Raw genomic sequence first — 10,387 nt, forward strand, 5'->3', positions numbered from 1 at the left:
GATCATGATGCGGAACTGTCGGGTCCGACGCACGCCGTTTTCGCACGGAACGGCTGGACCGGACGCACGCCCTTTTCGCTCGTGCCCTTGGACGACTACCGCTGCCGTCGGATCAGTGCGGCAGCCGACGCAGTTGGACCAGCCCCAGCCAGGTCTCCGGGCCGGGCTGCACCCTGGCGGCGCGGACCGCGTACGCCCCCGGTTCCAGGGACACCCGCAGATGCTCGGTCCGCTCCGTCTCCGGTCCCGGCCAGGCCGAGTCGAACAGCAGGACCGTGCCGGGCACCTTCCAGCGCACCTCGTCCCCCCAGTCCGCGGTGGCCAGCGCGGCGGGGACCTCTGCGAGCAGTTCCTCCTCGGAGTCGGCCGCGCACCACCGTACGAAGATGCCCTGGTCCGGCAGATAGGAGGTCGAGGCGGGCTCGTCGCCGAGGACCAGCGCCGCGCTGTCCCCCACGGGCAGCAGTCCGACGGATCCGTCGACCTCGCAGGCCCGGTCGTAGTCCGACGCCGTCTCGTCGCCGTCGGCGCCCGCCCAGAACGGCAGCACCGTCTCCGGCACGGCTATCAGGGGGCCGCCGCCCGACTCGATCCACTCCACCGCGCCCGGATCCGCGTATCTCACCATGGCAGCAGAACCTACACGCACAGCGGCCTCACAAGTCCACCGTGTCCAACTCGGGCCTCAGCAGCCGCAGTTGTCGGAGTCCACCGGCGCCGTCAGCGGGTCGGCGGGGCGACGCTCGCTCCCTTGCCAGGTCTCGGCCTCGAAGCCCTCGCGCGCCCAGTACTCGAATCCGCCGAGCATCTCCTTGACCTGGTAGCCGAGTTCGGCGAGGGCGAGCGCGGCACGCGTGGCGCCGTTGCAGCCGGGGCCCCAGCAGTACGTCACCACGGGCACGGACCGGTCGAGGAGCTGCCCGGCCTGTTCGGGGATCAGGGCGGTGGGCAGGTGGATCGCGCCAGGGATGTGGCCCTGGTCCCAGGACTCGGTGGAGCGGGAGTCCACGACGACGAATCCCGGGTCGCCCCCGGCCGCGAGTGCGGCGGCGACGTCGGACACGTCGGCGTGGAAGGCGAGGCTCGCGCGGAAATAGGCGGCGGCGTCGGCAGGTCTGGCGGGCGGCACGCGGAGGACGGGATTGGCGGTGAGGGCGGTGTTCGTCATGCCCACCAACCTAGATCCGGCGATCCAGCCCCAGAAGGGGCAATCCTCGGCACCCCTCTTGATCCGCCGGGGATTCCCCTGCTATTCCTCGCCCATGACCACGTATTCCCCGGACGCCACCGACTGGCGCATTCTCGATGTCCTCCAGCGCGAGGGCCGCGCAAGTTTCGCCGAGCTGGCCCGTGCCGTGTCGATGTCGGCGAGCGCGGTGACGGAGCGGGTGCGGCGGCTGGAGGAGGCGGGTGTGATCCAGGGGTACGCCGCCGTCGTGGACCCCGAGCGACTCGGGCTGCCGATCCTGGCGTTTGTGCGTCTGCGCTATCCGAACGGCAACTACAAGCCCTTCCACGATCTGGTCGCCGCCACCCCCGAGATTCTGGAGGCCCACCACGTCACGGGCGACGACTGCTTCGTCATCAAGGTCACGGCCCGCTCGATGCGGCACCTGGAAGAGGTGTCGGGCCGGATCGGCACGCTGGGTTCGGTGACGACGAGCGTGGTCTATTCGTCACCGCTGCCGCGCCGCCCGCTCGGTCAGTGACCCCGCTGCCGCAGCGTCGACCCCGATCTTCCCTTCACGACCTCCAACTGGGCGTGGATCCGCCGCCGTAGATCGGCTACATGGCTCACGATCCCGACGCTGCGGTCGCGTTCGCGCAGGGAGTCGAGGACGTCGAGCACCTCGTCGAGGGTCTGGTCGTCGAGGCTGCCGAAGCCCTCGTCGATGAAGAGGGTGTCGAGGCGGACACCGCCCGCTTCGTCGGTGACGACGTCCGCGAGGCCGAGGGCGAGGGCGAGGGAGGCGAAGAAGGTCTCGCCGCCGGAGAGGGTCGCGGTGTCGCGCTCACGGCCGGTCCAGGCGTCGACGACATGCAGTCCGAGGCCGCTGCGGCCGCGGCCGGTGCGGTCGTCGGAGTGGACCAGGGTGTAGCGGCCGGACGACATGCGTTGCAGTCGGACGGTCGCGGCGGCGGCCACCTGTTCAAGACGGGCCGCCAGGACGTACGACTCCAGGCGCATCTTGCGTTCGTTGTCCGCCGAGGTGCCCGCGGTTAGCGCGGCGAGGCGGGCCACCCGGTCGTACTCCGAGCGCAGCGGGGCGAGTTGGCGTACGGCGGCCACCACCCGCGCGGACAGGCGGTCGAGTTCGGTGCAGCGGCGGGCGGCGGCGTCGCGCGTGGAGGCGGCGTCGCGCACTCGCTGGGTGGCGGTGGACGCGGTCCGCTCCGCGGCCATGAGGTCGGCGGGCGGCCGCTGGGCGGCGGCCGCGGTGTCGGCCTCGGCGAGGACCGCGCGGACGGCCGCCTCCTCGGACTGCCAGGCGTCCAGCCGGCGTTGCAGATCGCGGTGGGCGTCGTCGTCGAGCAGCGCCGCCGCCGCGGCCTGCGGGGTGTCGAAGCCCGCGCGGAACGCGGCGTCGGCGAGGCGGGCGTCGGCGTCCTTGAGGCGCTGGGCGGTGTCCTCGGCGACCCGCGCGGTGTCGGCGGCGTCGGTGAGCAGCGCGGCCTGGCGCTCCAACTGCGCGGCACGCGCGGCGACGCTGCCGGCGGTGCCTCGGGCTTGCGCCAACTCGGCTTCCAGAGCGGCCTTCTCGCGGTCCATTCGCTCACGGTGCCCCACCCGGGCGGCGGCGCGGACCTCCGCCTGCTGGTGGGCGGCGGTGCGCTGCTCGTGTTCCGTCTCGGCCCGGCGCAGCTCCTCGTGGGCGGAGTGCAGCGCGGAGGCGTCCCTGCGCGCCAGCGCGTACTCCCGCTCCAACTCGTCGGCCGCCTGCGCGAGTCGACTTGTCGGCATGTCGCCGGCCTCGGCGGTGGCGGCGGCCAGGGCCTCCCGTACGACGCCGAGGCGCTGCTCGGCCTCGGCGTGCCGCTCCTCCGCCCGCTGGTACGCGGCCAGGGCCCGCTCCTCGGCCTCCCGGTCCACATGACCGGCGTCCTTACGGGCGGGGGCGGGGTGGTCGACGGCACCGCAGACGGCACAGGGTTCGCCGTCCTCGAGCTGCGCGGCGAGTTCGGCGGCGATGCCGTTCAGGCGCTGTTCCTTGATGTCCAGCCAGTGCTCCTTGGCCTTCAGCGCCCGGTCCTGGGCCTCGGACGCCTGCTGGGCGGCCGCGTCGGTGTCGCCGGCCAGCTGGTCCCGCATCCGCGCGGCGGCCAGCCGCTGCCGCGCGGGCTCGCGCTGCACGGCCAGCTGGTCGGCGCGGTTCGCGGCCTCCTGCGCCGACTCGATACGCGCCTGAAGCCCGCCCCGGGTCTCGTCCCACCCGGCGAGCCATGCCTCGGTCTCCACCCGGACGTCGTCGTCGGCGCGCTCCTGGCGGTCGAACCGGGTGCGCTCTTCGATGAGTTCGGCCAGCCGCCGTTCGCCTCGGCGGGCCGATTCGAGCCCGCCCAGCTCCTCGGCGACCCGGCGCGCCACGGCGGCGAGCCCTGCGGCATCGGCTTCGGCGAGAGCAGCGCCTTGAGGTAGCGCTCCCCCGCCCGCCAGGGCACGGGAGGCGGCATCCGCTCCCCCGCCCGCCAGGGCGCCCCGCAGCAGCGCACGCGCGCGTGCCTCCGCCGTGGCCACCCGCCCGTGCTCCGCGTCGGCGGCCTCGCGCAGTTCCAGGGCCGGTGCCACGACCTCCGCCTTGCGCCCCCGCTCCATGCGCGCCTGCGCGTCCCGGTGGGCGTCGGCCCGGTCCTCCAGCAGCCCGGCCCGCTCACGCGCGTCGGCGAACCGCCGCTGCAGCCGGGCCACTTCGCGTACGTCGCCCAGCGCGCGCTCGGCACCGGCCTGGGCGGACTCGGCGGCCAGGAGCCCGCAGTGGGCGATGGTCAGCTGTTCGCGGGCGGTGCTGCGGGCGACGGCCGCGGCACCCAGGATGACCTCGGCCAGCCCCGGCTCGCCCGGTGCGAGGTCGGGCAGCGCCATGGCGTCGCCCGCCGCCTGCTGCATACGGTGCGCGTCGGCCAGCAGCGCGGCGTCACCGTCGCGCACCTGCGCCTCGGCCGCCCGGCGACGCTCGGCGAGGCGCTTCTCGGCCTCGGCGAAGCGGTGGGTGTCGAAGAGGCGGCCGAGCAGCCTGCCGCGGGCCTCGGCGTCGGCGCGCAGGAAGCGGGCGAAGTCGCCCTGGGGCAGCAGCACGACCTGGCAGAACTGCTCGCGGCTCATGCCCAGCAGCTGGGTGATCTCCTCGCCGATCTCCTGGTGGGAGCGGCTGAGGTCCTTCCAGGTCGCGGTCTGCGCGTCGTATTCGCGCAGCCAGCTCTGGGCCTTGTCGAGCGTCTTGCCCGAGCCACGCTTCTTCGGTCGCTCCCACGGCGGCTGCCGGGTGATCTCCAATCGCCGTCCGGAGACCGACAGTTCGAGGGCGACCTCGGTGCGGGTGCCGGGCGCGGCGTGGTCGCTGCGCAGTGTCATGCCCTGGCCGGTCTGCCGGGCGCCCGGCACGGAGCCGTAGAGCGCATAGCAGACGGCGTCGAGGACGGACGTCTTGCCGGCGCCGGTCGGTCCGTGCAGCAGGAACAGGCCGGCCAGCGACAGCGCGTCGAAGTCGACGCTCTGGGTGGCGCCGAAGGGCCCGAAGGCCGTCATGTCGAGGCGGTGCAGCCTCATCGCGCCACCTCCCGCTCCCGCACGGCGTCGTCGGCCCGCACCGCGTCGAACGCGTCGCGCAGCACGCCCTGTTCGTGCTCGTCGGGCCCGGCTCCGCGCACATGGGCCACGAAGTCCTCCGCGATCTCCTGATCGCTACGGCCCGCGAGGCGCTGCGCATAGGACACGTCGGGGTCGTCCGGCGCGCGCTCGGGGTCGAAGACGAGGCTGAGGGTGTGCGGGAAGCGCTCGGCGAGGCGGGCCATCGGGTCCGCGGGGCGCACCGGGTCCGTGAGCGTCGCCTCGATCCACGCCTCCTCGTGCCGGGTGAGCCCGGGATCGGCGAGCAGGTCCTCCAGCGTCCCCCGGATGCGGGCCAGGGCGCGCGGCACCGGGCAGTCGACTCGTTCGGCGGTGACCGCGCCTTCGGCGTCCAGGTCGACGAGCCACATGCTCTTGCGGTGGTCGGTCTCCGAGAAGGAGTACGCCAGCGGCGAGCCCGAGTAGCGGACGCGCTCGGTGATGGTCTGGCAGCCGTGCAGATGCCCCAGCGCCGCGTAGTCGACGCCGGCGAAGACCCCGGCGGGTACCGCGGCCACCCCGCCGACGGTGATGTCGCGCTCACTGTCGCTGGCCTCGCCGCCGGTGACGAAGGCATGGGCGAGGACGACGGACCGTGTGCCACGCGCGCGGGTGGCGAGGTCGGCGCGCACCCGGTCCAGGGCGGCGGCCAGCACGGCCTCGTGCCCGGGTTTCTCCACCCCGAACTCGTCCTTCACCAGGGCGGGTTCGAGATAGGGCAGGCCGTAGAAGGCCACGTCACCGAAGTCGTCCCGCAGCACGACCGGTGTGCCGCACGCCGACGGCTCCGTCCGCAGATGGATGCCCGCGCGGCCGATCAGTCCGGCGCCCACGCCGAGCCGGCGCGCCGAGTCGTGGTTGCCGGAGATCATCACGGTCGGGACCCCGAGATCGGCGAGCCGGTGCAGGGCGTCGTCGAACAGCTCGACCGCGGCGAGCGGCGGGACCGCCCGGTCGTACACGTCCCCCGACACGACCACCGCGTCCACGCCGCGCTCACGCACGGTCGTGATGAGGTGGCCGATGAACTCGGCCTGGGCGGCGAGCATGTTCACCCGGTGGAACGCCCGGCCGAGATGCCAGTCGGAAGTGTGCAGCAGTCTCATGATCCCCGAGACTAACGGCCGGGTCTGACAGCACGGGTGGTTACTCCCGTATCGCCCCGTCATGACGGGGTCGCCATGCACCCGTTACGGACATTTCACCCGAGCCATGGGCGTCACGCGTCCCCGTACGCCTCTCCCCCGAGCTCGAACCGCGCCGTGCCCGCCGTCGCATCCGCGAGCCAGGCCCGGAACGCCTCCACGTCGGCGTCCGGCAGGCCGATCTCGATGGTGACGGCTTCCGCGTACCGCACGTCCCGCACCTCGCGTCCGGTCGACCGCAGGTCGTTCTCGACCTTCCCGGCGCGCTGGTGGTCGACGGTGACCGTGGCGAGGCGGAAGCGGCGCCGGGTGATCGTGCCGAGGGTGTCGAGTGCCTCGCCGACCGCACCGCCGTAGGCCCGGATCAGGCCGCCCGCGCCGAGCTTGACGCCGCCGTAGTAGCGGGTGACGACGGCGACGACGTACCGCATGTCGCGGCGCAGCAGCATCTGCAGCATGGGGACGCCGGCGGTGCCGCCCGGTTCGCCGTCGTCGCTGGCCTTCTGGATCCCGGCGTCGGCTCCGATGACGTAGGCCCAGCAGTTGTGGGTGGCGTCCGCGTGCTCCTTGCGGATGCCGGCGAGGAAGTCCTGGGCCTCCTGTTCGGTGGCCGCCGGGGCGAGCGCACAGATGAAGCGTGAGCGGTTGACCTCGGTCTCGTGCACGCCCGCGTGGGCGACTGTGCGGTACTCGTCCTGCATCCGGCCAGCTTAAGCGGCCCTCATTTCTTCTTGCCCCGCGCCACCATCACTCCGGTCAGCAGCGCCGTGCCGGGGGCGAGGGCCCGCCAGGTGGTGCCGTGCCAGGCCAGGACGGCGATCGCCGAGGTGGGGAACTTCGTACGGACGTCGTCGAGGGCGTCGTCGAGGCCGTCCCCGGCGAGTTCGAGGACGAGGTCCTCCAGGCCGGGGTTGTGCCCGATCAGGAGGAGGGTGCCGACCTCGGGGGGCGCCTCGTGGACGACCTCCAGCAACTCCGACACCTCCGCCGCGTACACGCGCGGGTCATGGCGCACCGGGGGCGGTGTGCCCCACTGGGCGGACGCCAGCTCCCAGGTCTGGCGGGTGCGTACGGCCGTGGAGCACACGGCGAGGTCCGGCAGGCAGTCGGCGTCGGCGATGAGCCGGCCCGCGACCGGGGCGTCGCGCCGGCCGCGCGGGGCGAGCGGGCGTTCGTGGTCGGCGACGTCGTCGGGCCAGGCGGACTTGGCGTGCCGCAGGACGACCAGTCGGCGCAGCGGACCCGCTCCGAAGTGTGCGGTCACGTCAGGGCTCCCAGATCGCGGGTGAGGTCCAGGCCGAGCAGGCGGTCGGCGTAGGCGTAGGTCTCGAAGCGGGCGCCGTCCGGTAGGTCCGGCGCGCTCTCCACCCAGCGCAGCACTCCGAGCACGCCGGGCACATCGAGATCGTCCTCCCAGGCGGTACGCAGTTCCGCCCGCACCTCGTCGGGGATGGGCCGCGACGGCTGCCTCGCCCAGCCCGCCACGGCACGGCGCCACCGTACGAGGGTGTCGTGGGCGTCGGTCAGAGTGGCCGCGTCGAGCGGCAGGGGCACATTTCTGCGCCGGGCGAGCAGGGCGAGGCGCAGGGCGGCGGGGTCGGCGTCCCCGGGGGGCGCCTCCGAGTGCACTGGGGCGACGGCGAGCCGGACGCCGTCGGGTTCGGCGCCCCCGTCCTCGCGCACGACATGGATGACCTGCGCCTCGCCCAGCCCCGAGGCGGCGTCCCGGCCGTCCTCGAAGGGCCGGATGCCCAGCGCGGCGGCACCGGCCCGCAGCTCCGCCTGCTGCCGCTCCTCGTCGAGCAGCGCCCAGACGGGCGTACCGCCGAGCTCCAGGGCGCGGACCAGGAGGTCGGCGGTCAGCAGGACCCGCAGGGCGGTGACGTCGAAGCCCTCCGTATGCGCCTCGACACGGGTCAGGCCACGGCGGGCGGGCGCGGCCTCGACGGGGTCGCCGGTTCGGGCGTCGATGATGCGCAGCACGAAGTGAGCGTAGGCGGACAAGGCTCCGTCCGCAGCCTTCCGGCCCGTGTTCCGGACATCGTGGCGGCCGTCGCGACTGCCGGGAGTCGGCTGGTCACCCGTGGGCGTACGGCGCGTTCACGCGCGCGTGGCGGCACCTCGGGCGTCGGGACGGAGACGCTCCGGGTCGGCTCCCGCCCTCAGCACTCGATGACGTTGACGGCGAGGCCGCCCCGGGCGGTCTCCTTGTACTTGACCTTCATGTCGGCGCCGGTCTCCTTCATGGTCTTGATGACCTTGTCGAGGGAGACGTGGTGACGGCCGTCGCCGCGGAGGGCCATCCGCGCGGCGGTGACCGCCTTCACCGCCGCCATGCCGTTGCGCTCGATGCAGGGGATCTGGACGAGGCCGCCGACCGGGTCGCAGGTCAGGCCGAGGTTGTGTTCCATGCCGATCTCGGCGGCGTTCTCGACCTGTTCGGGGCTGCCGCCGAGGACCTCGGCGAGCCCCCCGGCGGCCATCGAGCAGGCCGAGCCCACCTCGCCCTGGCAGCCGACCTCGGCCCCGGAGATGGAGGCGTTCTCCTTGAAGAGCATGCCGATGGCGCCGGCGGCGAGCAGGAAGCGGACGACTCCGTCGTCGTCGGCGCCGGGCACGAAGTGGAGGTAGTAGTGCAGGACCGCCGGGATGATGCCCGCGGCGCCGTTCGTCGGGGCGGTGACCACCCGCCCTCCGGCCGCGTTCTCCTCGTTCACGGCCATCGCGTAGAGGGTGACCCACTCCATCGCGCGGCCCAACGAGTCGCCCTCGCCGCGCAGTTGGCGCGCCGCGGCCGCGGCCCGGCGGCGCACCTTCAGGCCGCCCGGCAGGATGCCCTCGCCGCACAGGCCGCGCTCCACGCAGCCCTCCATGACCCGCCAGATCTCCAGCAGCCCGGCACGGATCTCGTCCTCCGTCCGCCAGGCCTTCTCGTTCTCCAGCATCAGCGACGAGATCGACAGGCCGGTCTCCCTCGTCAGACGCAGCAGCTCGTCGCCGGTGCGGAAGGGATGGGCGAGCACGGTGTCATCGGCCTTGATCCGGTCAGCGCCGATCGCGTCCTCGTCGACCACGAAGCCGCCGCCCACCGAGTAGTACGTCTTCTCCAGCAGCGGCACGCCGTCGGCGTCGTACGCGAAGAGGATCATGCCGTTGGCGTGGTACGGCAGCGACCGCCTCCGATGCAGGACCAGCTGGGTCGAGGCATCGAAGTCGATCTCGTGGGCCGGGCCGATCTCGGCACCGAGCAGGCGGATGCGCCCGGTGCCGCGGATCCGCTCGACGTCCAGGTCGGCCCGGGCGACATCGACCGTGTGCGGCGCATTGCCCTCCAGACCGAGCAGCACCGCCTTCGGGGTGCCGTGGCCGTGGCCGGTGGCACCGAGGGAACCGAACAACTCAGCCCGGACGGCGGCTGTCTGGGCGAGCACGCCGTCCGGCTTCAGCCGGGCGACGAACATCCCGGCGGCGCGCATCGGACCGACGGTGTGCGAGCTGGACGGGCCGATGCCGATCGAGAACAGGTCAAAGACGCTGATTGCCACACCATGCTCCGTGGGTTGGCGGGAGGTTGCCGGTCACAGATGGGGATAGAGCAGGTGCTTTTCGGCCAGTGCCCTGACCCGGGCCTTGAGCGCCTCGACGTCGTACGACGGCTTCAGCGTCTCCGCGATGACGTCCGCGACCTCGGCGAAGTCCTCGGCCTGGAAGCCGCGGGTGGCCAGGGCCGGGGTGCCGATCCGCAGCCCCGAGGTCACCATCGGCGGGCGCGGGTCGTTCGGGACGGCGTTGCGGTTGACGGTGATACCGACCTCGTGGAGGCGGTCCTCGGCCTGCTGCCCGTCCAGCTCCGACTCGCGCAGGTCGACCAGGATGAGGTGCACGTCGGTGCCGCCGGACAGGACATTCACCCCGGCCGCACGCGCATCGGCGGCGGTGAGCCGCTCGGCGAGGAGACGTGCGCCCTCGACCGTACGGCGCTGGCGCTCCTTGAATTCGTCGCTCGCGGCGACCTTGAAGGACACCGCCTTGGCTGCGATCACATGCTCCAGGGGGCCGCCCTGGAAGCCGGGGAAGACCGACGAGTTCAGCTTCTTCGCGAAGTCCTTCTTCGCCAGGATGATGCCGCCGCGCGGCCCGCCCAGGGTCTTGTGGGTGGTGGAGGTGACGACGTCGGCGTACTCGACCGGGTTGGGGTGCAGCCCGGCCGCGACCAGCCCGGCGAAGTGCGCCATGTCGACCCACAGATACGCCTCGACCTCGTCGGCGATCCGCCGGAACTCGGCGAAGTCCAGCTGCCGCGGATACGCCGACCACCCGGCGATGATCACCTTCGGCCGGTGCTCCTTGGCGAGGCGCTCGACCTCGGCCATGTCCACCAGACCGGCCTCGTCGACGTGGTAGGCGACGACGTTGA

Annotated in this window: 10 protein-coding genes; 1 reads left to right on the forward strand and 9 read right to left on the reverse strand. The window is 73.1% G+C overall.

What is annotated here, in order from left to right:
• Window positions 1–112 precede the first annotated feature (112 nt).
• Window positions 113–628, reverse strand: a complete 516-nt coding sequence (locus tag IE325_RS25195; RefSeq protein WP_190072301.1) for an immunity 21 family protein — start codon at window positions 626–628, stop codon at window positions 113–115.
• 57 nt (window positions 629–685) lie between these two features.
• Window positions 686–1,168 carry a rhodanese-like domain-containing protein gene (locus tag IE325_RS25200; RefSeq protein WP_190072302.1) on the reverse strand — a complete coding sequence of 161 codons (483 nt, stop codon included), beginning with the start codon at window positions 1,166–1,168 and terminating at the stop codon, window positions 686–688.
• Between the two features lie 94 nt (window positions 1,169–1,262).
• Between IE325_RS25200 and IE325_RS25205 the strand changes: the two genes are divergently transcribed.
• The gene (locus IE325_RS25205; RefSeq protein WP_190072303.1) at window positions 1,263–1,709 is read left to right on the forward strand and encodes an Lrp/AsnC family transcriptional regulator; all 447 of its coding nucleotides are present in this window, start codon (window positions 1,263–1,265) and stop codon (window positions 1,707–1,709) included.
• Here the strand turns inward: IE325_RS25205 and IE325_RS25210 are convergent.
• The 7 genes from IE325_RS25210 to glyA form a co-directional block, all read right to left on the reverse strand.
• Window positions 1,703–4,765: an AAA family ATPase gene (locus IE325_RS25210; protein ID WP_190072304.1), complete on the reverse strand. Its 3,063-nt coding sequence runs from the start codon at window positions 4,763–4,765 to the stop codon at window positions 1,703–1,705. The genes IE325_RS25205 and IE325_RS25210 overlap by 7 nt on opposite strands.
• A complete protein-coding gene (locus IE325_RS25215; RefSeq protein ID WP_190072305.1) occupies window positions 4,762–5,931 on the reverse strand; it encodes an exonuclease SbcCD subunit D in 1,170 nt (389 codons plus the stop codon). Before IE325_RS25215 ends, IE325_RS25210 begins: the two co-directional genes overlap by 4 nt.
• 113 nt (window positions 5,932–6,044) lie before the next feature.
• Window positions 6,045–6,671, reverse strand: a complete 627-nt coding sequence (locus IE325_RS25220; protein ID WP_190072306.1) for a YigZ family protein — start codon at window positions 6,669–6,671, stop codon at window positions 6,045–6,047.
• A gap of 20 nt (window positions 6,672–6,691) precedes the next feature.
• Window positions 6,692–7,234, reverse strand: coding sequence for a SixA phosphatase family protein (locus IE325_RS25225; RefSeq protein ID WP_190072307.1), 543 nt, complete (start codon window positions 7,232–7,234; stop codon window positions 6,692–6,694).
• Window positions 7,231–7,974 (reverse strand): hypothetical protein, encoded by a 744-nt coding sequence (locus tag IE325_RS25230; protein WP_229912011.1) that lies wholly within the window; start codon window positions 7,972–7,974, stop codon window positions 7,231–7,233. Before IE325_RS25230 ends, IE325_RS25225 begins: the two co-directional genes overlap by 4 nt.
• A 158-nt stretch (window positions 7,975–8,132) precedes the next feature.
• Entirely contained in the window at window positions 8,133–9,515 is a 1,383-nt protein-coding gene (locus IE325_RS25235; protein WP_190072308.1) for an L-serine ammonia-lyase, read from the reverse strand.
• A gap of 33 nt (window positions 9,516–9,548) precedes the next feature.
• The coding region (glyA, locus tag IE325_RS25240; protein WP_190072309.1) for a serine hydroxymethyltransferase at window positions 9,549–10,387 on the reverse strand (839 nt) is incomplete at its 5' end.

It is taken from the genome of Streptomyces lanatus (assembly GCF_014655715.1).
Taxonomy (GTDB): domain Bacteria; phylum Actinomycetota; class Actinomycetes; order Streptomycetales; family Streptomycetaceae; genus Streptomyces; species Streptomyces lanatus.

Bases quoted from the DNA above. Each gene is read 5' to 3' on its own strand.
- IE325_RS25195 (WP_190072301.1), bottom strand. From the start codon at position 628: ATGGTGAGATACGCGGATCCGGGCGCGGTGGAGTGGATCGAGTCGGGC.
- IE325_RS25220 (WP_190072306.1), bottom strand. From the start codon at position 6,671: ATGCAGGACGAGTACCGCACAGTCGCCCACGCGGGCGTGCACGAGACC.
- IE325_RS25210 (WP_190072304.1), bottom strand. From the start codon at position 4,765: ATGAGGCTGCACCGCCTCGACATGACGGCCTTCGGGCCCTTCGGCGCC.
- IE325_RS25215 (WP_190072305.1), bottom strand. From the start codon at position 5,931: ATGAGACTGCTGCACACTTCCGACTGGCATCTCGGCCGGGCGTTCCAC.
- IE325_RS25200 (WP_190072302.1), bottom strand. From the start codon at position 1,168: ATGACGAACACCGCCCTCACCGCCAATCCCGTCCTCCGCGTGCCGCCC.
- IE325_RS25205 (WP_190072303.1), top strand. From the start codon at position 1,263: ATGACCACGTATTCCCCGGACGCCACCGACTGGCGCATTCTCGATGTC.